Origin of the sequence: Maribacter sp. 6B07 (assembly GCF_002700155.1) — a bacterium.
In the GTDB taxonomy this organism is placed as follows: Bacteria; Bacteroidota; Bacteroidia; order Flavobacteriales; family Flavobacteriaceae; genus Maribacter; species Maribacter dokdonensis.
In genome coordinates, this window is the sequence record NZ_PDUT01000004.1 from 551,995 (window position 1) to 576,561 (window position 24,567).

26 protein-coding genes are annotated in these 24,567 nt (G+C 37.2%); 10 read left to right on the top strand and 16 right to left on the bottom strand.

Annotation, left to right across the window (positions count from 1 at the left end; all coding sequences use genetic code 11):
• The 6 genes from CSC80_RS16650 (at position 1) to CSC80_RS16675 (ending at position 6,768) form a co-directional block, all read left to right on the top strand.
• Entirely contained in the window at positions 1-1,167 is a 1,167-nt protein-coding gene (locus CSC80_RS16650) for an MFS transporter (RefSeq protein ID WP_099193116.1), read from the top strand.
• A gap of 144 nt (positions 1,168-1,311) precedes the next feature.
• Positions 1,312-2,643: a M28 family metallopeptidase gene (locus CSC80_RS16655; RefSeq protein ID WP_099193117.1), complete on the top strand. Its 1,332-nt coding sequence runs from the start codon at positions 1,312-1,314 to the stop codon at positions 2,641-2,643.
• A gap of 18 nt (positions 2,644-2,661) precedes the next feature.
• Positions 2,662-4,269, top strand: a complete 1,608-nt coding sequence (locus CSC80_RS16660; RefSeq protein WP_099193118.1) for a M1 family metallopeptidase — start codon at positions 2,662-2,664, stop codon at positions 4,267-4,269.
• A 103-nt stretch (positions 4,270-4,372) separates the two neighbouring features.
• The gene (locus CSC80_RS16665) at positions 4,373-5,488 is read left to right on the top strand and encodes a DUF2914 domain-containing protein (RefSeq protein ID WP_099193119.1); all 1,116 of its coding nucleotides are present in this window, start codon (positions 4,373-4,375) and stop codon (positions 5,486-5,488) included.
• A 112-nt stretch (positions 5,489-5,600) separates the two neighbouring features.
• Complete coding sequence (locus tag CSC80_RS16670) at positions 5,601-6,206, top strand: YkgJ family cysteine cluster protein (RefSeq protein ID WP_071339639.1); 606 nt, start codon at positions 5,601-5,603, stop codon at positions 6,204-6,206.
• A gap of 94 nt (positions 6,207-6,300) precedes the next feature.
• Entirely contained in the window at positions 6,301-6,768 is a 468-nt protein-coding gene (locus tag CSC80_RS16675) for a GAF domain-containing protein (RefSeq protein WP_099193120.1), read from the top strand.
• Between the two features lie 73 nt (positions 6,769-6,841).
• On the opposite strand, the gene CSC80_RS16680 is transcribed toward CSC80_RS16675, so the two are convergent.
• Complete coding sequence (locus CSC80_RS16680; protein ID WP_099193121.1) at positions 6,842-10,237, bottom strand: ThuA domain-containing protein; 3,396 nt, start codon at positions 10,235-10,237, stop codon at positions 6,842-6,844.
• Between the two features lie 126 nt (positions 10,238-10,363).
• On the opposite strand from CSC80_RS16680, the gene CSC80_RS16685 reads away from it, so the two are divergent.
• The 3 genes from CSC80_RS16685 (at position 10,364) to CSC80_RS16695 (ending at position 13,784) form a co-directional block, all read left to right on the top strand.
• On the top strand, positions 10,364-10,960 hold the full coding sequence (locus tag CSC80_RS16685) for a YdeI/OmpD-associated family protein (protein WP_099193122.1): 597 nt from the start codon (positions 10,364-10,366) through the stop codon (positions 10,958-10,960).
• A 138-nt stretch (positions 10,961-11,098) separates the two neighbouring features.
• A complete protein-coding gene (locus CSC80_RS16690) occupies positions 11,099-12,526 on the top strand; it encodes an amidohydrolase family protein (protein WP_236973422.1) in 1,428 nt (475 codons plus the stop codon).
• A 13-nt stretch (positions 12,527-12,539) separates the two neighbouring features.
• Positions 12,540-13,784 carry an amidohydrolase family protein gene (locus CSC80_RS16695; RefSeq protein WP_099193123.1) on the top strand — a complete coding sequence of 415 codons (1,245 nt, stop codon included), beginning with the start codon at positions 12,540-12,542 and terminating at the stop codon, positions 13,782-13,784.
• Between the two features lie 155 nt (positions 13,785-13,939).
• On the opposite strand, the gene CSC80_RS16700 is transcribed toward CSC80_RS16695, so the two are convergent.
• Positions 13,940-14,566, bottom strand: coding sequence for a DUF998 domain-containing protein (locus CSC80_RS16700; protein WP_099193124.1), 627 nt, complete (start codon positions 14,564-14,566; stop codon positions 13,940-13,942).
• Positions 14,567-14,627: 61 nt separating this feature from the next.
• A complete protein-coding gene (locus CSC80_RS16705; RefSeq protein ID WP_099193125.1) occupies positions 14,628-15,527 on the bottom strand; it encodes a sterol desaturase family protein in 900 nt (299 codons plus the stop codon).
• A gap of 196 nt (positions 15,528-15,723) precedes the next feature.
• Here CSC80_RS16705 and CSC80_RS16710 point away from each other — a divergent pair, with 196 nt between their 5' ends.
• Entirely contained in the window at positions 15,724-16,200 is a 477-nt protein-coding gene (locus tag CSC80_RS16710) for a DNA starvation/stationary phase protection protein (RefSeq protein WP_071339646.1), read from the top strand.
• A gap of 89 nt (positions 16,201-16,289) precedes the next feature.
• On the opposite strand, the gene CSC80_RS16715 is transcribed toward CSC80_RS16710, so the two are convergent.
• The 13 genes from CSC80_RS16715 to CSC80_RS16770 all read right to left on the bottom strand — a co-directional run bounded on the left by CSC80_RS16715 (position 16,290) and on the right by CSC80_RS16770 (position 24,419).
• Entirely contained in the window at positions 16,290-16,901 is a 612-nt protein-coding gene (locus CSC80_RS16715; protein WP_099193126.1) for a hypothetical protein, read from the bottom strand.
• Between the two features lie 51 nt (positions 16,902-16,952).
• Positions 16,953-17,345, bottom strand: coding sequence for a VOC family protein (locus CSC80_RS16720; RefSeq protein WP_099193127.1), 393 nt, complete (start codon positions 17,343-17,345; stop codon positions 16,953-16,955).
• Between the two features lie 20 nt (positions 17,346-17,365).
• Positions 17,366-17,911 (bottom strand): pyridoxamine 5'-phosphate oxidase family protein, encoded by a 546-nt coding sequence (locus tag CSC80_RS16725; protein ID WP_099193128.1) that lies wholly within the window; start codon positions 17,909-17,911, stop codon positions 17,366-17,368.
• A gap of 126 nt (positions 17,912-18,037) precedes the next feature.
• Positions 18,038-18,349, bottom strand: a complete 312-nt coding sequence (locus CSC80_RS16730; protein WP_180268633.1) for a hypothetical protein — start codon at positions 18,347-18,349, stop codon at positions 18,038-18,040.
• 184 nt (positions 18,350-18,533) lie between these two features.
• Positions 18,534-19,022 (bottom strand): phosphoribosylaminoimidazolesuccinocarboxamide synthase, encoded by a 489-nt coding sequence (locus CSC80_RS16735; protein ID WP_099193130.1) that lies wholly within the window; start codon positions 19,020-19,022, stop codon positions 18,534-18,536.
• Positions 19,023-19,095: 73 nt separating this feature from the next.
• The gene (locus tag CSC80_RS16740) at positions 19,096-20,508 is read right to left on the bottom strand and encodes a carbon starvation CstA family protein (RefSeq protein ID WP_099193131.1); all 1,413 of its coding nucleotides are present in this window, start codon (positions 20,506-20,508) and stop codon (positions 19,096-19,098) included.
• Between the two features lie 113 nt (positions 20,509-20,621).
• A complete protein-coding gene (locus CSC80_RS19530; protein ID WP_157490837.1) occupies positions 20,622-20,789 on the bottom strand; it encodes a hypothetical protein in 168 nt (55 codons plus the stop codon).
• A 102-nt stretch (positions 20,790-20,891) separates the two neighbouring features.
• The gene (locus CSC80_RS16745; RefSeq protein WP_071339652.1) at positions 20,892-21,380 is read right to left on the bottom strand and encodes a GNAT family N-acetyltransferase; all 489 of its coding nucleotides are present in this window, start codon (positions 21,378-21,380) and stop codon (positions 20,892-20,894) included.
• Positions 21,381-21,463: 83 nt separating this feature from the next.
• Positions 21,464-21,895 carry a hypothetical protein gene (locus tag CSC80_RS16750; protein ID WP_099193132.1) on the bottom strand — a complete coding sequence of 144 codons (432 nt, stop codon included), beginning with the start codon at positions 21,893-21,895 and terminating at the stop codon, positions 21,464-21,466.
• 91 nt (positions 21,896-21,986) lie between these two features.
• Positions 21,987-22,508 carry a hypothetical protein gene (locus CSC80_RS16755; RefSeq protein ID WP_099193133.1) on the bottom strand — a complete coding sequence of 174 codons (522 nt, stop codon included), beginning with the start codon at positions 22,506-22,508 and terminating at the stop codon, positions 21,987-21,989.
• Positions 22,509-22,592: 84 nt separating this feature from the next.
• On the bottom strand, positions 22,593-23,198 hold the full coding sequence (locus CSC80_RS16760) for an alpha/beta hydrolase (RefSeq protein ID WP_099193134.1): 606 nt from the start codon (positions 23,196-23,198) through the stop codon (positions 22,593-22,595).
• Positions 23,199-23,219: 21 nt separating this feature from the next.
• Positions 23,220-23,702: an alpha/beta hydrolase gene (locus CSC80_RS16765; RefSeq protein WP_099193135.1), complete on the bottom strand. Its 483-nt coding sequence runs from the start codon at positions 23,700-23,702 to the stop codon at positions 23,220-23,222.
• Between the two features lie 198 nt (positions 23,703-23,900).
• Positions 23,901-24,419, bottom strand: a complete 519-nt coding sequence (locus tag CSC80_RS16770; RefSeq protein WP_236973423.1) for a RidA family protein — start codon at positions 24,417-24,419, stop codon at positions 23,901-23,903.
• Positions 24,420-24,567: the final 148 nt, after the last annotated feature.

Genomic DNA, 24,567 nt, shown 5'->3' on the forward strand with positions numbered 1-24,567 from the left:
TTGAAGCAAAAGTTACATATTCTCCCCATAATAATTATTTCTCAGTTTGCCTGTACCTCTACATGGTTTGCCGGTAATGCCATTATAGAATCCCTGACCAAAAAGCTAGATTTTGGTGCAGATATTGTTAGTTACGTCATCTCTTCGGTACAATTCGGGTTCATCATAGGCACATTGATTTTTGGAATTCTAATGATTGCCGATAGGTTTTCACCTTCTAAAGTCTTTATGGTCTGTGCATGTTTAGCGGCCTTATCCAATTTAACCCTAATTGTTCAACAATTAAATGTGACCGGCTTGTTAATAGCCAGATTCGGTACCGGCTTTTTCCTCGCAGGGATCTATCCTGTAGGTATGAAAATAGCAGCCGATTATTATGAAAAAGGGTTAGGCAAAGCATTGGGCTTTTTGGTTGGCGCATTGGTTTTAGGCACTGCTTTTCCGTTTTTAATTAAAGGAACCTCATGGGCAAATGATTCAGATAGTGTTATTAAACTAACCTCTGGCATTACCGTTATGGGTGGTTTGCTGTTGCTAGGACTTGTGCCTAACGGTCCCTATCGGGTAGCAAGTACGTCATTACAGATCAACGCGGGACCACGACTTTTTAAGAACTATGATTTTAAGAAAGCAGCTTTTGGGTATTTTGGTCACATGTGGGAACTTTATGCCTTTTGGGCATTTACCCCTATTGCCATACAATGGTTTGCCATTGAAACCGGTAGTGATATATCGGTATTTTTATGGACTGGGATTGTAATCGCATTTGGCGGATTGTCCTGTGCGCTAGGCGGTGTTATTGCTCATAGCTTAGGAAGCAAAAAAGTAGCATTAACTGCCTTAATTATTTCCGGTGTGTTCTGTTTTATTTCTCCTGTTTTGTTCCTATTGCCCCAATATCTCTTTTTGGCAAGCTGGTGCCTATGGGGAATAGCCGTTACTGCAGATTCTCCTCAATTTTCCAATTTGGTGGCATCATCGGTAGCTCCGCAATTAAAAGGTACGGCATTAACCATTGTAAATTGTTTAGGTTATGCCATTACTATAATTAGCATTCAACTTCTAGGATTACTTCAAAATAGTATCCCGATAAATTTTTTATACATTCCACTAGGTCTAGGACCATTGCTGGGCGTTTATTACCTCATAAAAAAGAAAACGAAATAACCTGTATTAAACAATGCTACAAAACTTTTTAAATACAATCTGGTCAGCTATAGATTTGCACATCAAATTATGGTCGCCCCTATATTTTACTTAATTTTAGAAACCGATTACCCAAACTAACTTTACTCACTCAAAAAAATTGAAATGAAAAATTTTTTACTTCTCGCTTTATTCATCTCGGCTATTCACCTTTCAGCACAAACGGACCAACGTATTTATGATATTATTGATGCGGTTTCTGCCGAACGTATAGAAAACGACGTTACCAAACTCGCAAATTTTGGAACAAGACATACGTTAAGCGATACAGTTTCCAATACTAGGGGAATTGGTGCAGCAAGAAGATGGATCAAAAGTGAATTTGAAAAAACCTCTGCAGCTTGTAACAGTTGTCTTACTGTTTTTTTTCAAAAAGACTTAGTCAAAAAAGGTGCTAACAACCGTATTGTAAAAGATGTTGAAGTGGTAAATGTGCTTGCTATTCAAAAGGGAACAAAATATCCTAATCGTTACATTATTATGAGCGGTGATATTGACTCTCGCGTTAGCGACCCAACCAACTACACTGATGATTCGCCTGGTGCAAATGATAATGCAAGTGGCATGGCAGGTACGTTGGAAGCCGCTCGTGTACTTTCTAAATACACTTTTGAAAATAGTATTATCTACATGGGTCTTTCAGGTGAAGAACAAGGTCTTTTTGGCGGTGGCGGTATAGCACAATATGCCAAAGACCAAGGCTGGGAGGTTATTGGAATATTCAATAATGATATGATCGGTAATATAAAGGGAGTTGACGGCACTATCAGTAACGTTGATTTTAGAATATTCTCTGAACCCGTACCTCCTACAGAAACAGAGGAACAACGCAAGGCCAGAAGGTTTTACGGCGGTGAGGTGGATGGTGTTTCAAGACAACTGGCACGATACGTACACAAAAACGTAAAGCAATACATGCCAGAAATGAACCCAATGATGATCTATCGCTTAGATCGTTTTGGTCGTGGCGGTCATCATAGACCTTTTAATGATGCTGGTTTTCCTGGCATACGTATTATGGAAGCTCACGAAAACTATACGCAACAACACCAAGATATTCGTGTAGAGGATGGTATTGCCTATGGTGATGTGTTAGAGCATGTGAATTTTGAGTACGCCGCCAAATTGACCGCGGTAAACGCAATTAACCTGGCATCTATAGCATGGGCCCCACCTGCACCAAAAACAGTTAAAATTGGTGGTATTGTTGAACCTGCAGCTAAATTTCAATGGAGTAAGGTAGCTGGTGCAAAAGGCTATAAAATTTACTGGAGAGACACCACCTCCCCTACTTGGGATCATAGCAGGTATGTTGGCGATGTTACCGAATTTGTTTTAGACGGCATCGTTATTGATAACTATTTTTTCGGAGTTTCAGCAGTTAGTGAAGACGGATTTGAGAGTCCGGTCGTTTTTCCAAACGGAGTATTCAGATAAATTCTATTCAAACCATACATGAACAAATTCATACTTTTTCTTGCTTTGGGAACTTTGAGTTTCTCACAGGCACAGACATTTACCAAACAAGATACGTTAAGAGGTAGCATTACCCCAGAACGTGAATGGTGGGATCTAAATTACTATCATTTGGATATTGCCGTTGACCCAGATGAGAAATTCATAAGTGGGAGCAACACAATTCGCTATAAGGTGCTAAAATCCCATCAAGTGCTACAAGTAGACCTTCAACCTCCTTTAAGCATTGAAAAGGTTACTCAAGACGGAAAAGAACTTACCGTAACCCATAATGTAAATGCACATTTTGTACAGTTGACCAAACCCCAAGTAAAAGGAGAGTTCAATGAAATTGTTGTTTCCTATTCAGGGCAGCCAAAAGAAGCAGTCAATGCACCATGGGATGGCGGATTTTCTTGGAAAAAAGATAATAATGGTAAAGATTTTGTGGCAACCTCTTGCCAAGGCTTAGGGGCCAGTGTCTGGTGGCCCAACAAAGATCATATGTATGACGAGGTAGATAGTATGCTGATCAGTGTAAAGGCTCCAAAAGAACTTATGAATATTTCTAATGGTAGATTACGAAGTGTACATAAAGAAACCAATACGTACCACTGGTTCGTGGCCAACCCCATCAATAATTATGGTGTAAATGTCAATATTGGTGATTACGTTCATTTTGATGAAGTATACCAAGGAGAGAAGGGTGCCTTGGACATGGATTATTATGTTTTAAAGGATAATCTAGAAAACGCAAAGGAACATTTTAAAGATGCCCCAAAAATGATGAAGGCGTTTGAGCATTGGTTTGGTCCATATCCATTTTATGAAGATTCGTTTAAACTGGTTGAAGTCCCTTATCTGGGTATGGAACATCAAAGTTCGGTCACTTATGGTAATCAATACTTAAAGGGTTATTTGGGTAGAGATCTTTCACAAACCGGCTGGGGCTTAAAGTTCGATTTTATCATTATCCATGAAGCTGGCCATGAATGGTTTGCAAACAATATTACCTATAAAGACGCTGCAGATATGTGGGTGCACGAAGGTTTTACGTGCTACTCTGAAAGTTTGTTTTTAGATTACCACTATGGTACAGAAGCTGCCAATGCCTACGTTCAAGGTATTAGAAACAATATTAGAAACGATAGACCCATTATAGGCATCTATAATGTAAATTATGAAGGCAGTGGAGATATGTATTATAAAGGTTCCAATATGCTACATACGCTACGCCAAATAGTAAATGATGATAAAGAATGGAGAACAATTTTACGTGGACTCAATTCTGAATTCTATCATAAAACGGTTACTACCGCACAGATTGAAGGGTATATCGCAACTAAAATGAAACGTAATCTTGATCCTTTTTTTGACCAGTACTTACGAACTGTCAAAATACCCGTATTTGAATATACGATCAAGGGTAAAAAAATAACTTATCGTTTTACTAATACGGTCAAAGACTTTACAATTCCATTAAAAGTTTTTGTTGATGACCAACCTGTGTGGTTGAACCCGTCTACAACATGGCAAAGCAAAAAGATAAAAGGCAACCTAGAATCCTTACGCGTAGATCCAAATTTTTACGTTGAAACAAAGAGTTGATATAACCACTTTGTCTATGTAAACCTTTAACGTTCATCAAATATTATTTACGGTCAATTGTAGTGCTTTTAAACACCTATTTTTGCTCAGCACCTAGACCAACATGAAAAAGACCCTTGCCAGATATAGAAATAGCGCTTTTAGAAGCTTTATTAGAAAGCACACTAAGTATGCCCCTATTCTTTTCTTTATTGGTGGTTTTATTTTTGACACCCTAACCTTAGGTCGTATTGACCGTACCTATGATTTAACGGTTTTATGTTTGCATATGACATCGTTATCCATCACACTATACTTATATAATTTGGTAGACGATGGCAAATGGCAGGGCACCTTACTAGAACGATATGAAGAATACCTACCGCTGGCCATTCAGTTCTTTTTTGGGGGATTATCAAGTGCCTATGTCATCTATTTTTCAAGAAGTGTGTCTTTATCCAAAACGGCATCATTCTTTATTATCCTTGTTTTATTACTAATTGCCAATGAGTTTCTAAAAAAACGAATCTCCAACAAATATTTACAATTTGGGGTGTATTACTTTATTAGCTTCACTTTTTTTACGTTCATGATTCCCGTATTTCTAAAAGAGCTCAATTCTACGATTTTTTTAATATCAGGTGCAGTTAGCTTAGTAAGCACTTTAGTGTTGCTTACGTTCATTTATGGCAAAAGCCCAAGTACGCGTAAAGAAATAAAGTTAGGTAAAATGATCATCATTATCATTGCCATATACGGTTTGATCAATCTTTTCTATTTTTTAAGATTGATACCACCGGTTCCCTTGGCGTTGGATAAAGGAATAGTAGCGCACAACGTTGTTCAAAAAAATGGCAACTATGAAGTAACCTATGAGCCTGAAGAATCACACATATTTTGGCGCAAACACAAACTAGATTTTAGTTATTCTCCAGACCAACGTGTGTATATATTTTCTTCCATTTTTGCTCCTACAGATTTAAAGAAGTCTATATTTCATCGATGGAGAAAATACAATGAACTTACCAATGAATGGGTAACGGTAGAAGATATTGGCTATGACATTACGGGTGGTAGGGATGGTGGTTTTAGAGGCTATACGTATAAATCAAATATTACTCCCGGTGAATGGGAAGTACAAGTACTGACCGAAGAAGAACAAGTGTTAGGCGTTATTGGTTTCAATATAGTCTTGAACACCCATCCAAAACCATTAAAACTTAAGACTTCAAAATTTTAATTATTTATTTATCAGCAATTTACATTCTTAAAATTACCATCTAACAATAGTTTATTTTTATGATTTTTGTATGAAAACTTAGACTACCTTCGCACAACTTTTTAAACTACTTGTGAGTATATACCATAAAGTTCGAGCGGTAGACCGTATGTTCTACCAATTGGAAAAGGAGTTGGGCTCCTTTCAAAAATCCACAGGTTTAGGTTGCGTAGCCAATTGCGGAAATTGCTGCTTAAAACCGGATATTAATGCCACAGTGCTAGAATTTTTACCCCTAGCCTATCATCTTTTTAAACAAGGTGTAGCAGAAACTTGGTTGCAAGATCTTGAACAAGATACCTCAACCAAACTATGTCCCGTATTAAACAAATTAATTGCCCCTGGTGCAAAAGGATTTTGTTCAGAATATGCCCATCGGGGTCTTATTTGCAGACTATTTGGTTTTTCTGCCATGTTGCATAAAAACAATACCCCTACTTTAGTAACCTGTAAACCTATAAAGGAACAAAAGCCGCAAGCCGTTGCAATGGCAGAAATTCATATTTCGTCCAAAAAGAACTATCCGCTTATTAGCAATTACTATATGCAGTTACGTTCAATTGACGAATCATTGGGCGCCGAATTGTTTCCTATACGAATTGCCATAGCAAAAGCATTGCAAGTTGTTTTAGGTTACTACGCATACCGCAGACCACCCAGATATAGAAAAGTGGCGTAATAGTCTCTTTAAAAAAAGGAGATAAAATGTATCTTTACGATGAACAAGCCTAATATCGAACTATAACTTGGCGATATTAGAAAAGAGCAGATTAATGAACAGCGTAAAAGAAATTAAATCAACCATACAATCAGAACTCGAAAAAGACGCTCCTAATTGGGAGCTTCTACTTAAGGCAATCTTGAATCATTTTGATTGTTCTACGGGTACCTTGCATTTTTTGGATGAAAACAAACTATTACAACTTCAATCTCAAGTTGGTATTCCTGAATTCTTAATACCTAAATTATCTACCATTCCTATTGGTAAAGGCATGGCCGGTATTGCTGCTGAAAGAAGAAAACCTGTTGAAATGTGTAACCTACAAACAGATGATTCCGGTGTTGCCAGACCGTCTGCAAAAGACACCAAAGTTGAAGGTTCCTTAGCCGCTCCACTAATTTATAATGAAACACTTTATGGCACTATAGGTATCGCAAAGCCGATTCCCTATGATTTTACACAAGATGAATCAGATTTGATTATGGAGATAGGAGAACTATTGGGCAAAAGATTGGTTTAGCTTGTGCTCTCCTAATATTATAACTAAAAAAAGCCCGCTATACAGCGGGCTTTTCATTTCAATTAAGTCATTTCTACTTAAATACTGCTCCGGTAAGTGCTACTTGTGCCAACTCTTTACCTTCTTCGCCTTTAAAGGTTATATAGTATGGACCATCACCCGATACTTTACCTGTTATTGGTATTGTAATCATAGTACCTTGTGATCCCTGTTGTTGTGCCGGCATTTGACCTTTGCCCAACAATGGACCATCAGGAGTATTTTCATGTATTTCAAAATCAAAATACATATTTGGTGCTTCTTGCCATCCGGCAGTTAAACTAACGGACTTTACTCCTTTTAATGACATGTTCTCCAACATGAACCAACCGGCAGCCTTATTGATCAATAATAGGTCCATTCCACCAAACTGCATTGCTTGCATACCGTCCAATTTCATTTGATCATTGAACTTTACCGTGCTGCTAGGTATTGCAATGGTCTTAGAACCGGTCAAAGGAATAGTACCTTCTGCCCCAGCATCGGTATAACTAGCCGTTATCACTAACATGTTACCTGGTGCAGATGATTCTGCCGTAATTGTACCTTTTGCCGGTAACGACTTTTCTTTCTTTTCATCTCCGTTCAAGGAAAGTATATAAAGAGCAATCTGTCTAGATTCATTGGTTGTAATATTTGGGTGCGCCGGCATGGTCACTTCTCCCCAAACACCATTTCCACCAGTTTTGATTTTGCCTTGAATATACTTTAACGCATCTCTACGTTCTTTATATTTTGCGGCAACATCTTTGTAGTTTGGTCCAATGGATGCTTCTGCTTCCTTATGACAAGTTTTACAATCCATCGCTTGGGTTAAGGCTTTACCAGTTACCGCTGCCGATACTTGTTGGTGCCCCATACTCATAGCAACCTTATCCATACCTTCCAAATAATCCACACTTACAAAAATATTGTTTGAATCTATAGCTGTGCCATCTGGATCGGTAACTGAAACGTCGTATGAAATTTTCTGTCCCGGTAGATAAAAAGCTGGTGCGCCACCGTCTATAGCTATAGCAACTTCCGGTCTAGAATTACCCGCAATAATACCAGTGCTTTCACTTATAACTTCGGCTCCTTTATCATCCGCAACAGTTACCTTTAGCTTGTAGGCTCCGGCATCCGTATAACTATAACTTACATTTGGCTCGGTAGTTTCTTTAGTATCTCCGTTTCCAAAATCCCAGATGTACTTTATGGCATCATTTTCACGATCACTTGCTTCAACAGTAGCGTTTACCGTTAACGGGGTTTTACCAGCCGTCTCACTTACGGTAATATTGTTTATTAACGGAGGTCTATTTCCGCCATTAAACTGAATATAGCCTAAAGCGGAGTTAGCGTTTTGTGAAAACCAACCGCTACCATATTCCAATAGGTAAATTTTACCATTTGGACCTACTTCCATATCAATTAAGTTGTTGACCTTAATATTTGGAGCAAACGGTTCCATTTTACTGAAATCCCCATTTTCATCTAAATGAACAGCGAACATCCAACCACGCATCCAATCGTAAATAATAACTTTTCCATCGTAATAACTTGGCAGTTTTTCATCGCCTTGAAACATATCTGAATAATAGGTAGGTCCGGCCATGGCATTTCTACCTCCCGTTGCCGTTTGTGGAAAAGCTTGTGAATCATCATAAGGATAATAAACATAGGCTGGCATTGCCGGTGGTAATTCCGTTAATCCCGTATTGTTGCGTGAGGTATTCATTGGTTTGGCTGGATCATACTCCGGTCCGCTCTCACCTGTTTCGTAATTGTATTCATTATAGGCATAGTTATCGCCAATGAACATGGGCCAACCAAAATTCCCTGCCTTTTTGGCCTGGTTCATTTCGTCATATCCTCTAGGACCTCTTGTGCCTAAACTATCCGCTCTTGCATCTGGACCAACATCTCCCCAGTATACATAACCTCTTTTCATATCTACCGAAATTCTGTACGGGTTTCTATGTCCCATAGTATAGATTTCCGGTCTGGTCTTTTCCGTACCTACAGGAAACAAGTTTCCTTCAGGAATATCATAAGAACCATCTTCTTTTACTTTAATTCTTAAAATCTTACCACGTAGGTCATTGGTGTTACCTGATGAACGGCGAGCATCATACTGTTCATGACCTGGTATATCATTCATTGGTCCAAAACCACTATGAACATATTTAGCCCCTTTTTCGTTAAATGGTGTTGTATTATCACCTGTAGACAAATAAAGTAAACCATCTGGTCCAAACGCTATAGAACCACCTGTATGGCAGCAAATTTCTCTTTGACTATCTACATCTAAAATAACTTGCTCAGAGTCCGTATCAAACTTACCATCTATAAATTTAAAACGTGATAAACGGTTGACCCACTGATCACCTGTTGGTGCATAGTATAAATAGATCCAGTGATTGTTGGCATAATCCGGATCTTTCTGCAAGCCCATTAAGCCTTCTTCGGCATTTACACCGGGCGTATTCAATGTTTTACTGTACACATCTAACTTTAGAACCTCTGTAAGCTCTTGCGTTTGATCATTATACAGCATTACCTCTCCCCTACGTTGAGCCACTAAGACATCTCCGTTGGGCAATACCGCCATTTCGGTAGGTTCAAAAAACATACCTTCACTTAAGGTTACCTTAGTAAAACGATCTGCATCTGGTGGTATTTGCGAAGTAGTTTTTCCATAATCCAATATTAAGTTCTCACCAATAGCATATTGAATACCACCTAATAAATGTTTTAAGAACAGGGCTTCTGAATAGCTGGCATCGGCATGTCCGCCACCCGTGTAAAATGCTCGTCCACCATCATAATCATGATACCAGGCTATGGGGTGAAAATCTCCGTTTTGCCCACCTTCATAAGAAGATTCGTCCAAAGTCATTAATACGTTTACATCTGGATTGATGTTCTTGTAATTATACAATTCATCCGTTCTGTTCCACACAGAGTCGGTAAAAAACTGTGTAGCGACAAAATTCTTGTCCTTGATAATAAAATCCGCATTTGGCATTCCTCTTGGGTGACTCAAAAATTGAGCTCCTGCTAAGTCATTGTACCAACCCCAGTCATATTCAGTATCTGCCGCAGCATGTACACCTACATAACCGCCGCCGGCTTGAATGTAGCGCTCAAAAGCCGCTTCTTGGTATTGGTCCAAGACATTACCCGTTGTACTTAAAAAGATAACAGCTGAATATTGCTTTAAATTTTCATCAGTAAACAGTTCTGCATTTTTGGTAGTATCTACTGCAAATCCATTTTCTGATCCTAGCTTTTGAATTGCTGCAACCCCCGCTGGTATAGATGCATGCTTAAAAGCCATTGTTTTGGAGAACACTAATACCTTTGGTTCTCCTTCTCGTTTATTGCCACCACATGAGACAATAATAAGCGCAAAGCCCAAAAGCAGCGCATTGAAGATTTTTTTCATACGTTATTCGTTGTTGTTTAGTTGATTTTAGAATGCATAAAAATAGGGCGTGCAGTTGTATTAACCAATACTTTCTATATTAAACATTGTACATTTATGATAAATTAATGCCCTTTTAATAGAATTATGTTAGAAATACCCGAACTATACTTTAAAAATGACACTGAATTCAAAAATTGGTTACATAATAATCATTCCGACTATAAAGGTATTCACCTGATCTTCTACTCCGTTGCCCACGAAAACGAAAGTATGCGCTGGGAGGAAGCTGTTAGGGTAGCACTTTGCTATGGATGGATTGACAGTACGGTAAAAAGTTTAGGTGACGGTAAGCGAAAACAATACTTCTGCCCAAGAAAACCCAAAAGCGTTTGGAGCAAGGTCAATAAAAATCATATTAAAGATTTAAAATCCAATGGCTTAATGCATGAAGCAGGATTAGCTTCGATTAAAATTGCAAAAGAAAACGGATCATGGACTTCATTAGATGATGTTGAAAACGGAGTCATACCCGAAGCATTACAAATTGCTTTTGAAAAAAATAGCCAGGCACATACCAACTTCAAGAACTTTACCCATAGCCAACGTAAAAGCTACCTATATTGGTTAAACCAAGCTAAGCGAGAAGAAACCAAGGCGAAACGTATAAAGGAAATTATACAACATGCCCATGAGAATATCAAATATAGAAATGGCGGTGGTTGGCAGGCTATTAAAAAATGAAATTAACACGAGTTTTTTAATCATTTTGTTAATCAATTATACATTCATTACCAATGTCTAAAATGCCCTAGGATATAAGGCGTAAACTAAAATTTACCACATATTCTTTTTACCTTACCGTTGCAAAACCGCATATATATGATGAGCGTATTGAAAATGATGAAAACTATTGGCTTGTGTTTACTTATGGCAATTGTAAGCTGTAATAAAGAGAAAGAGGTTACTTATGACACTTTAATCAAAAATGGTGCTGTCATCAATCTAGAAGACGGATCGGTCTCAACGGCACATATTTTAATTTCCAATAATAGGATTACCAAAATTATTAAAGACATTGATGCTAATCATCTAAAGGCCAATACGGTAATAGATGCCACAAATAAATTTATAATACCTGGTTTTTGGGATAATCACACCCATTTTAGGGGTGGAGATTCTTTAATTGATACCAATAAGAATTTTCTTAAACTCTTTATGGCCAACGGAATTACTACGGTGCGTGATGCTGGCGGAGACCTAACCTCATCGGTTTTGAAATGGCGTAAGGCTATTGAAAACAAAGAACTTGTTGGACCACGCATTTTTACATCTGGACCTAAAATAGACGGACCAAAAGGTACATGGGCAGGTTCATTAGAGGTTGAAACCGATGAAGATATTATCACTGCCTTAGATTCTTTGCAAGCTATACCGTCTGACTTTATAAAAATCTACGATAGCCGAATTTCAGGTGAAAATTATTTGAAGGTGATCCAGGAAAGCGAAAAACGTGGCTTGATCACTTCTGGACATATGCCCTTTACCGTTGAACTAGACGCTACTATTGATGCAGGTATAGATGCTGTAGAGCATTTATATTACATCATGAAAGGATGCTCAAGCAATGAAAAGGAAATTACCCAAAAACTGATAGACAAAGAAATCGGATTTTGGGATGCTATGCCCCTACTCCAGTCTTCATATGCCGACTCCACCGCATTAAAAACATTCGGCAAATTGAAAAGGAACAATGTATTTGTTGTTCCTACACTACACATTGGTAGGGTTCTTAGTTATTTGGATGAAGTTGACCATGCTGATGATGACTACTTAAAATATATGGGTCTTGGAATACAACAAACTTATAAAGGCAGAATTGACCGGGTAAAAAATGCTTCTGCAAAACAGGTTGCCGACAGAAAAGCACTAGATCAATTCTTTGGCGAACTGGCTTTTAATTTGAATAAAAACGGAGTAGCACTTTTGGCGGGATCAGATAGTGGGGCTTACAATAGCTTTACCTACCCAGGCATATCATTACATAAAGAAATGGAAGCTATGGTTGCTACAGGAATTTCTCCGCTAGATGCCCTGAAATCATCAGCCTATAACGGAGCATTATTTTTAAAACAAGATGCGGACTATGGTTCTATTACCGAAGGTAAAATTGCCGATATTGTTTTACTCAACAGCAATCCGTTAGAAAATATTACAAACACACAAGATATTTATATGGTGCTATCCAACGGAAACCACCATTCCAAATCAGACCTGGACAGCCTTTTAACATCTGCTATTGTTCACTAAACCCACTATTGTTATGAAATCCTTTTTTATCGTACTATTATTCTCTTGTTATCTTGGTTTTTCACAAACACTCTTAAAACCAGACCGAGTATTTGATGGTACGGAAATGCATGAAAATTGGGTGGTTTTAGTAGAGGAAAATCTAATAACATATGCCGGTAAATTATCTGGCATGGATCTACCTGACCATACCACTGAAATTGAATTGGAGGGAACTACTTTAATGCCCGGTATTATTGAAGGGCATTCCCATATTTTACTACACCCATACAATGAAACCGATTGGAACGACCAAGTTCTCAAAGAGTCTCCGGTTGAACGTGCCGTTAGGGCTACGGTACATGTAAAAAATTCTTTATTGGCAGGTGTAACCACCATGAGAGACCTTGGGGCCGAAGGTGCAGGTTATACAGATGTATACGTAAAGAAAACCATTGAAAACGGTATTATTGACGGACCGCGATTATTGGTTGCGGGACCTGCTATTGTAGCTACGGGCGCATACGGTCCAAAAGGTTTTCATGATGGCGTAACGGTACCCTTAGGTGCAGAAGCTACAAGTGGTGTTGACAATTGTATTACCACCGTTCGTAGGCAAATGGGTAACGGTGCAGATTTGATAAAAATTTATGCCGATTACCGATGGACACCGGGTGCCGATTCCAAACCTACATTTCTTCAGGAAGAAATCAATGCAATGGTGGCTGCAGCTACTATTGCGGGCAAATATGTGGTTGCCCACGCCAGTACCCCAGAAGGCATGAAAAGAGCCATTCTTGGCGGAGTGGAAACCATTGAGCATGGCGACGGTGGTACAGCTGAAATTTTTGAATTGATGAAAGAAAAAGGTGTTGGCCTATGCCCTACCCTTGCCGCAGGTGATGCCATTACGCAATATAGAGGTTGGAACAAAAGCACCGATCCTGAGCCGGAACGCATTCAACAGAAACGAAAATCGTTTAAAATGGCGCTCGATTCTGGCGTGCAAATTGTTTTTGGTGGCGATGTAGGTGTTTTTCCTCATGGAGAAAATTATCGAGAGATGGAATTAATGGTGGATTATGGTATGAAACCCTTAGACGTTTTAATTTCCGCCACTTCTAACAATGCCAAAATGTTTCACTTAAACCAATTAGGAAACTTAGAAAAAGGCTTTCTAGCCGATATCATTGCCGTTGAAGGGAATCCTACCAAGGATATTTCCGTAATGAAAAATGTATCTTTTGTAATGAAAGATGGGGTGGTTTATAAGGAGTAGTTGTTCGTTGTCCGTTCACTTCGGCTCCGCTCAGTGACCTGCATCGTTGTTGGTTGTTCGTCATAACGAGCGCAACGCAGCTATTTCGAGACTATTAATCGTTGTACTTAATACTAATTGCTTTGAACTTGATACTTTGTACTAAGTACTTAATACTATTTTCCCGCATCCTTGGTAATTCTCAACGCACTAGAAACTATAAATACAATGAAACAGGTTTCTATTATACGTTGTAAAATACCTCTATAGCCAGATTCTGGATTTGAGAATAGCGCGAATATGAAAATACCGCTAACGATTCCCGTAACAATCGCTATTTGGGATAAGCGATTATAGTTCTCAGACTTTTTTAAACCCAACCCGATTCCCATCAAACAAATAGGAAAAAATACATACGTTAAAGAAGCCACTGCATTATGTATGAGTTGAGCTAGGCTGGAGTCCATTACATCTGTTGGGCAGCCTGCGTCACATGGAAATAATCCTACCAAAGTAGTTCCCAATCCGTAGAAAAGTGCCAAACCAAAAAATCCCGCTACCACTAACTTTGAGCTTGGAAATTTTTTGGGAGCACTAAAACAATATATAGTAAGGAGAATTCCGCTAGGTACATAACCCAAATACTGTAAATAGGTGCCATACCTAGTATCCACAGCAAAAGATTCACTGATGTACTGACTTACTAAGCTGTAATCTTCAATTAATAATGGACCAACAATAGCGGCAATCGCAAATAAACTAACTCCTAAAATACCTATATACGCTACTAGCTTATTGCTCATTTTGAAAATTGAATTGGTTGGTTGTTTATATGACGATAATCATTAAGTATTGTTACAGCAATTACAATTCCGCATTCTTACTTTCTTCCCATTCCTTCCGTAAATCTGTAGAAAGAATACTGGTGCCGTCATGTTTCCATCCGGGTGGTTTTGTCAAGTATTTGAACCTATTTACCAATGAGGTTTTTGAAGTAAAGAAATCGGTCAACATTTTGTACCACTCTCCAAAAGCAATTTTTATGGGATTATACGTGTTTATGTTCGTTACCAAACCGTATACAGGTTTTTCTACCTCGGGTTCAAAGGTGCCGAACAATATATCCCAAATAATAAAAATACCGGCATGGTTTCTATCTAAATATTGTGGATTGGTGGCATGGTGTACCCTGTGGTGACTGGGCGTATTAAAAACAGCTTCAAACCATTTGGGCAGTTTGGTAATATACTCTGTATGAATCCAATATTGATAGATAAGACTAACGGACATCTGTACCAAAACCATCACCGGATGAAAACCGATGAGTATGAGCGGAGTCCAAAAAATGAAGGTGTAAAATCCGCCAGACCAAGATTGTCTCAAAGCCGTGCTTAGATTGTAATTTTTAGAGGAATGATGCACCACATGGCTAGCCCAGAAAAACCGACTTACATGACTGGTTCTATGAAACCAATAATAGCAAAGATCTTCTGCAAATAGGAGTACTAACCAAGACCACCACGCAAACGGAATTTCAAAAATATGATAGAAATTATACAGCAAATAAAAGAACCCTAATGCAATGCCCTTGGTTACCAAGCCAATGGCCACATTGCCCAACCCCATTACAATTGAAGTACCCGCATCTTTAAACTCATAATCATGGAGCTTGATCTTTACCGACAGTATGACTTCTAAAATTACCGTGACCGTAAAAAACGGAATGGCATAGTGTATTAAATTAGGTATTTCAGGTATTTGCATGGCGGTTCGTTATCTATATTAACCTTTCTAATTTACGAATCTATTTGGTCAACTACAATTGCTTAAAAAGACAACTTTTATCACTCATAAAAAATGATAGCAGTATAAGAAAATCATATGGGTTATGTAACATTTGTCACCCATAAACAGGGGCTTTATTCGTAATTTTACATCAAGAAATTAAAACAACATACTTATGGAAACTTTACATAAAAACGTGGGAATAGACCAAGATTACAAAATAGAGATCAGTGATAAATTAAATCTTCTTTTAGCTAATTATCAAGTTCATTATATGAATTTGAGAGGGATGCATTGGAATGTAAAAGGAAGCAATTTCTTTCTTCTACATGAAAAATTTGAAGAGTTATACACCGAAGCGACTGAAACCGTTGATGAGATCGCTGAACGTATTTTGACCCTAGATCAACAACCTTTACATACGTTTGAAGACTATTTGGACAACAAGACTATTAGAATCATCAAAGAAGTATCTGACGGTGCTACAGGTATATCTTTATTGATAGATAACTTGAACGAGTTATTAATTCAAGAGCGAGAAATTTTGGAATTTTCATCTGACAACAATGATGAAGGTACCGCTACGTTGGTTAGCGATTTAATATCCGGACAGGAAAAACTAATCTGGATGCTTAAGTCTACCTTACAATAGCACATAGTTTTACCTAAATAAAATGGCAAAAGTCTACTTAGATTTTTGCCATTTTTTTATATCACTTTTCCACTTAAAAGATAGTAAGATTACTTTGTATTTGTTGGGGAACGTTTTTCAATTTCCAAAGCGCGACCATAAAAGTCACGAAATTGGACTTTATTGTATTTTGCACGCATGGCGCTTAAAACATCAGATAGGCTAAGACTACACCAATCCCAAAGCATGGTATCAAAATTATAGGCATACATTTGTTTTTCCACTTCGGCTCTTATGGCATCGATTTCATTAGCGGTGAAACCGTTTTCCAGAAGTCTCTCCAACACCCGTTGCTTGTTCTCTTTGGTAAATTCCGTATCCAAGTATGGTTCTAGAAGCCAATCCCAATTCCAACTATAGGGAATCAATTTTAAATTATGAACTTTGGCGAAATGCGCTAGCTCCTTCTTCTTTTCAGCGGATACAAAAACAATATCATCTTTTACATATACTTTACACACACCAAACTCTAAGGAAATAGCCTCAATTTCATGGGCTTCTATGCTTGCTGAAGGATAGACGACCGAGGGTTCAAAAGGGTAATCCGAAATTTCAATACTGCTTTCTCCTATGCTAGATGTTCCAATACCACAGAGTAGCCTTTTAGCGGTTATGGCATTTCTGGAAATGGTAAAACCGGTGAGCCCGTTTAACTTGAACATATTTTTTAAAAACTTCAGCACTATCTTCTTTGGTTTAAAATGGACCTTTAATTAAGAAGCAGGTTCCAATAAATCCCATAGGTTGCCATATAGGTCTTTGAATACGGCTACCATACCATACGGCATCTTTTCTGGCTCTCTAACAAACTTTACACCTCTTTCTACCATGGCATAGTAATCTCGCCAAAAATCATCTGTATATAAAAATAGAAATACCCGTCCGCCTGTTTGGTTTCCTACCCTTGACTCCTGCGCTTCATTGTCCGCCTTTGCTAAAACCAAAGTGCATTGTCCATCCCCTGGTGGCGTAACTGTGACCCAACATTTATCCCCTTCTAACGGGGTATCTTCCACCAGTAGGAAGTCTAATTTTTTAGTATAAAATTCAATGGCTTTATCGTAATCATCAACGACCAATGCTATGCGTGCTATGGATTGCTTCAATATATTGTTTATTTTATCTGTTAGCTTCCTAAAATACGGGTTTCAAAACCATCTATACTTTTGGTATTCTTATTTTTCCAATATTCTTTGATCTTTTCCTCACCTTGCTTTTTAGACCAATCGTTTAAGGTAGTTCGTTCTTCTTTAAAATCCATGAACGGAACGGCGAATCCGCACGAGGTCTGAACCAAGTCCACTTGCATTTCTATAATTTGCCGGGACCCTGTATTTTCAGGAAAAAGGTTAATGTACTTTGAAAATTCTTGATCTCTTCTATGGTATATTTTAGCTACACCGTACAATCTCAAAATTATTGGTTTACCCTCAAAGGCACAGAACATTATGGTCATTCTATTATTTTTGATCAGGTGTGCAGCCGTTTCATTACCACTACCGGTTAGGTTCAACCAAACAATTTTATTCTTGTTAATGACCCGAAAGGAGTCCGTTCCCTTTGGCGATACATTTACATTGCCCTCTGCAGCCGCAGTACCCACAAAAAATATGTTCTGCTGTTCTATAAATTCCTGTAATTGAGGTGTAATGGATTCTAATTTCTTTCCCATGCCTTTAATTTTTGTTATGTGTAATTTTTCTAGGTACTACTTCTTGTTTCTATTTCTTCCCAATGGACCAGTAGTCTTTACATGTGCTCATTACAACATTGGACAAATAGAATCCGTACATGGGTTCTACAGGTAATTTTCATCTATAAAAACCCAAGCATATAGCAGTAATTTCAATACTAGCACTACCGCAAAAGAAGCCAATAAACCATACCAAAAGCTCTTACTGCGGTTTGTAAATTTCGGTTTTATATAATACACCTGCACCGGTATAAATAGCACTAAGGCTAAAATAGCCAAAGCTACGGTTACATAAAAATAACCGATCATTGCAATACTTTCCAAGATATTGAACATGGCACTAATGGCTTCTAAAATATCGTCTACAGTCTCAACACCACTGCCGCCGCTGTAGCAAGAAGTATCTCTTTTGAACAATACTTTTAATTCAATTATAAACAGAAACGCATTAAACAGTAGATAAAGAATGAACCAGGATAGCTTTTTTAGTATTTTTCTTATCATTGATTTTATCTAAAACCGACTAATATTTAAAGGAGGTTGTAGTACGATTTCGCCTTAACATTTTATGAAACTAGAATAGTTCCACAAAAACTACCTGTTATTCCTTTAACAAGTTCTCTTCAATCATCATTTTCCTAGCCTTTTCAGTCTCATTCTGCCCATTACCCATTATACCTGGCAACATAATTATACGCTTTTTAATAGCCCCATCCTCTTCAAAAACAACTTCAAATCTAGACCGGGTAATTGCCAAAATCGCTTTCTTAAATTTTACACTTTTAATTTTATCTCTTTGGATAATTGGTGTGGCTGAATTATTTAGACTTTTAAAAATACCATATACCAAAAACAGACCAACTATGCTATACACCACGGCAATAGGTATCTCTCCTTTTTGAAAACTTTGAATTGCCGAAAACAATAAAAATGCAGCTATACCACCGTAAATAATTAAAACTCCCGTGATACTTTTACCAATAGTAGCATTTGCAACATTACCTTTAACCCCATCCCTAGTAAGCAAAATTCTGTCCGGTAAAATATGGCAAAATCCAGTTTTGGTTCTAAATACTTTTTCGTTTTTCATTAATTCTAATTAACGCTTATGATGACAAAATACATTTCATTGCTACTATTTTGCAATGAAGTTTATTGATGATTTAATGCGGTACTCCCTGTTCCCTCTTATTTTTAAAAAACAGAATGGTGATCAAGGTTGAAATCCCTATACCGATCCAATTGGATATTTGAATATCCAATCCCAACCCAACATTTGGGTCATAAAATATGTAAGAACCCACAACACTGGTAATAAAAAATGCGGGTACTAAGGCTATTAAATAATACGCTTTCTTTTGATATAAATAAACCGCTCCGATCCACAGGGCAATGGCAGCCGTAACTTGGTTTGCCCATGAAAAATACCTCCACAATAACTGAAAATCCATGTTGGTTAAAATGAACGAGATGATAAACAACGGAATTGCCACCATAAACCGATTCTTCAATACTTTTTGATCTATCTTTAAATAATCGGCAATAATCATACGTGCAGCCCTGAACGAGGTATCTCCCGATGTTATGGGTAACACAATAACGCCCAATACAGCTATGGTACCGCCAATGCTTCCTAATGAAATAAGGGCAATTTTGTTTACCACGGCAGTAGGCCCTCCGTTTTGCAACAGCACATTTAACTGATCTCCATCTAAAATACTCATGGATGCCGCTGCCCATACCATGGCAATGGCAGCCTCAAGAATCATCATGCCATAAAACACTTTTCTTCCGTCTTTCTCATTATTGATGGTACGCGAAATAATGGGCGATTGCGTGGCATGAAAACCCGATAAAGCCCCACAGGATATCGTTAAGAAAATAACTGGAAAGTAAGGAATGTTCTGCGGATGCATATTTTGAAACGTAAGCTCCGGAATAGGATTTCCAATGACGAACATACCTATGCAAATACCTATGGCACTTAATATAAGTAACAAACCAAGTACAGGATAAATTTTACCTATGATCTTATCTATAGGCAATAAGGTTGCGACTATGTAATAAAAGAATATGGCAAAAAGAACTATGGTCAAATAACTGGTTTCCGAACCAATAACATCATTGATCATATTTGCGGGTGCAGTTACAAAAACGGTGCCCACCAATATTAAAAGTAATAGGGCAAAGAAATTAACCACGTGACTAAATGATTTCCCCAAAAACCGCGATGCCAATGCCGGCAAGTGTGCTCCGCCAAAACGTAAAGAGATCATACCGGTAAGGTAATCATGAACGGCACCTGCAAAGATGGATCCAAGCACGATCCAAATAAAGGCTATGGGACCGTACAAAGCACCCAATATGGGACCAAAAATGGGACCTACCCCTGCAATATTCAAAATTTGAATAAATGCATTTCTATTACTGTTCATGGGCACAAAGTCTACCCCGTCTTCCATAGTGTGTGCGGGAGTATCTTTGGTTTCATTGGGCTGAAAGGTTTTATCCACGAACTTACCGTAGAACATATACCCCAATACCAATAAAACCAGTGCCGTAATAAATGTAATCATGAGATTGTTTTAGACTTGGTATAAAAATGAATTGAATTGAAAGTTTGCTTTAACTAGTGACCGGTATAGGCGTAAGAAGAATTTTCTAGCCTTAAGTCGAAGCAAATTTAATCCTATTTTTTTACCCTATCAATCCCAAACATTATAACCACAGACAAAATGGCCACAACAATTGCTTTTACCCAGTCAATTTCATCTTTTGCAAAGGCATCATAAATAATAAATCCGGTTGCGAAACCTAATACGAATTTTAAATTATGAAGGGTGAATAGTTTTTTCATTTTGTGTGGAATAGTTAAAACAATGATGTCAACAATTACAAGTGGATTGATATAAAATCGAATCCGCAATAGTTGCGTAATTACACTGTTATAGGTAGTTTTTTATTTCTTTAAATGCTTATACATAATATAGGTATCTACCAATCCTAATTTAGGGTGTCTAAATCCCTTAGGCGTAGTTCCAATGATTTCAAATCCATATTTTTTCCATAATTCAACTGCTCCTTTATTCGTACTTACTACGATATTGAATTGAATTCCTATAAATTGATTTTCCTTTGCTATTTCGAGAGAATGTTCACAAAGTTTTTTTCCAATGCCCTTTCCGTGAGAATTAGGATTTACCATATAACTGCAATTTGCAATATGGTTTCCTAAATCAATTTGATTGGGTTTAATAATATATGTACCAAGTATTTGTCCGTTCTCTTCAATAACATATGTTTCCATATAATCAGCAAACCAATGCTTTTTCAAATCCTTTTTTGGTGTATTTGGATTGAAAACATAGGTATCTCCAGTTTCAATCACTTTTGAGAATATTTCCCATACTTGGTCAATATCAGTTTCTGTTGCTTTTCTAATTTTCAATTCAAGTGGTCGTTAAATTATTCAAAACGGTTAAGAACTAACGTTTGCAAATCCGAGCGGATACCATCGTAGACCAATTTGCTCTAGCTGCGTAAAACGTTATTGGCAATAGTATTTTTTACTATTATCTCATTCAGTTTTTGAGTATCAGTTTCCTTAATTTCATTCAGGTCAAACTTAACTGTATCTCCATTGTTCTTTGTAATTATTAATGTATTCTGAATTAATTCGGTCTTTTTGATTTGGTCAAAATTCAATGATTTTGAAATCCAAGAGTTTACCCGAACAACAACTCCTTTTTTGTTCCATTGAACATAATTCTTATACCAAAACATTTTACTGAAATAAACCAGTTGTAGAAAAAATCCAATAGCACTTATTCTTTTGTTCAGTTTTGGATTTTCAAATTCAAATAATTCAAAAAAACCCACCAAAATAAAAATCAGAGAAAGGAATAGAACGAATATCCAAATCCAACTTTTCATATTGTCAAAATGTATCTTTCTCTTTTCCATTTGCGTTCAAATGCTATTATTACTAACGGCTTCGTGAGAAAAGTAAGGCAATTGTGAGTGTTACTTTTCAAATGAAACACAAGACAAATTACTACATTTTATTAGTTGTTTTGTTTTTCAAGTCCAACAATTTTAATGCTTTGTGGTAGTTTTCTATTCTTGACAGTGCATTTCCGTCAATGAATAAAATGACCATTAACATGGAAAGAGTTGTAATACAGATTGCTCTCCAAGTTGGAGTTTTCACATATAGTATTATTAATGCCGCAATGATGATTACTATTGGAACAATTTTAAATACCGCCTCAAATTGCTTAATAGTGGATTCAGATCGTTGAATTTCAGACTGATAAAAGGCAGTTTCGTCGGTATAAAAATCCTTTTCAAATTGTTTAATTCTTTTATTATTGGCGTAGTTAGTGCCGCTACCAATTATTAAGAGTAAGATACCTACTACTAGCGTTGGAATGATATATGCCTTTGCTAAATCTGTTTTTCCCAATTGCCAAAATCCTACACTTGCGATTAAAAAACCAATTGCAAAGAAAATAAAGAAACGTGTTGAAAATACTTCGGCTTTTGCCCATTCTATTGCTAGTTTTAATACGTCCATAATTTCATTTTTAAAATACTTATAATAGCTTGGCTAAACATCATATGAAGGTAAACAAACCTATTGTTTCAATCTTCATACAAATTATTTTTTCAATATTTCGTTGATGTATATGGATCGATATTTTTCTGGATATTCTACCTGTACTCCGTGTGTGCCATTCTCAAATAAAAACCATTTTTTTGAAGGTGCCCTAATGGAATCAAAATACATCTTTGCAACAGAGGTTTCGGTAAAATGGTCATTATCTCCTTGCAAAATATAGACAGGTACTTTAAGTTCTGGGATATCACACATTAAATTCATATCTATTGCAGTGGGTTGTAAAATCTTAGCTGCAGGATAGTAAGTTTCTGGACTATTGATCATATCCGTAAATTTTTCACTAAACGTTAATCCATTATCCAAAAACATCCTTTTAATAAAATTGAAGTCGGTTTCTAATTTTATCGGTGCATACTTCATAACAATTTGTCTTTCTATTTCAAAGGCTTCAGTTACTGAATTTTTTGAGTTTTCAATATAAGGTGGCCTTCCAATTTGTTTTAATAGATTGACTGAAATAGTATCATTGTGCTTTTGTGATTCCGATAGTGCAAATTCATAGGACAATTCTTCCGAGAGTGATAGATTCGCCATTAGACCACTACCAATATAGGCGTGATATAATTCAGGCTGTTTTTGTACCATATAAGCAGCTACAGCAGTTCCCTATGATAAACCTTCAATGTAAATCTTATCCTTTTTAAAAGTCTCTTTTAAATGTTCTGATAGTTGCAAACCATCATCTACTATTTGGTTTAAGGTAATTGCTGAATCAGGTACGCTATCATTATAAGCTAGTCCAGACCCTCTTTGATCCCAATAACAAACCGTGAATATATCTTCTAAATCAATCCCAGTGAGTTTATAAATAACCGGTAAAATTGGTGCACCCGGTCCGCCGTGAACTATTAGTAGCACGGGATTATTTTTGTCTTTCCCCCTAATCGTAATTCGTTGTGGCACTCCGTTTATGGTCATGTCCTCGTGCATGGCAATACTATTTGGAAGCACATTACTTTGTTCATCTAAAAAAGGTTCTTCTTCTCCGGAACTATTGATTCGGATAACTAATAAAACAACTAAAATAAATGCAACTAGCGCTCCCAGTAAAACCAAAAACCACTTTCCTATTTTCTTTATTATTTTCATATGACCCTAATTCTTTTTATGGTTGTTCTTGCTATTTTAGCATTATATATCAGATAATTACGGATTAAATTAGCGATTATTTTCGGTTTACTACGGGCATAAGCAATTCCGAGTGGATTAGCACAGCCCGTCCCGAACTTGTTTCGAGATAGTTGAATCTGTCTAAATTTCAATTACCTTGTTCTACTGTCGTACTTTTTATTCCGATTTATGCACTTCGAGTTCTATTTCAACCATAAATTCAGGAAGTGCCAATCCTTTTACTTCTAGCCAAGAGCCAGTTGGAAATCCATTTTTATATATTTCAGCACGATATGCTGATTTTTCCAACATTTGTGCCATATCAGTGGTAAAAACATCTTCTTTTACAACATCGTCAAATGTGCAACCAAAGTGTTTCAATATTTTTTCCAAATCAGCATAACAATTCTTCATCTGCTGTTCCATATCGCCAATAGCAGTTGGATTTCCCTCATCATCCATACTTACAGCACCAGAAATTTTAATGCTATTCCCAATTTTCACAGCGTGAGAATATCCGTAAGCTTTTTCTACTTCTGGGCGCAATAGAAAATATTCAGGTTTCTCTGGTTCAACAATTACCTCTTCTTCCACTTCTCTAGTTTCCTCCTTTTGTTTTTGTTCACAACTTTGGAATACAAAAGCCATTGCAAAAAGTGTTGCCATTAATGCTAATCGGTTAGTTGGTATTTTCATAATTCTGATTGTTTAGTGCCTACATTGGTCGGTTTTCGGCTTTCCCGTTTTATTATCCTTTTCGCTTTTCAGTATGAAGCACGTGGCTTGTGCTAAACGTAGTGGGGAAGTAAGGAAACTTTTCGTTTCCGCCTGCCGGCAGGCAGGT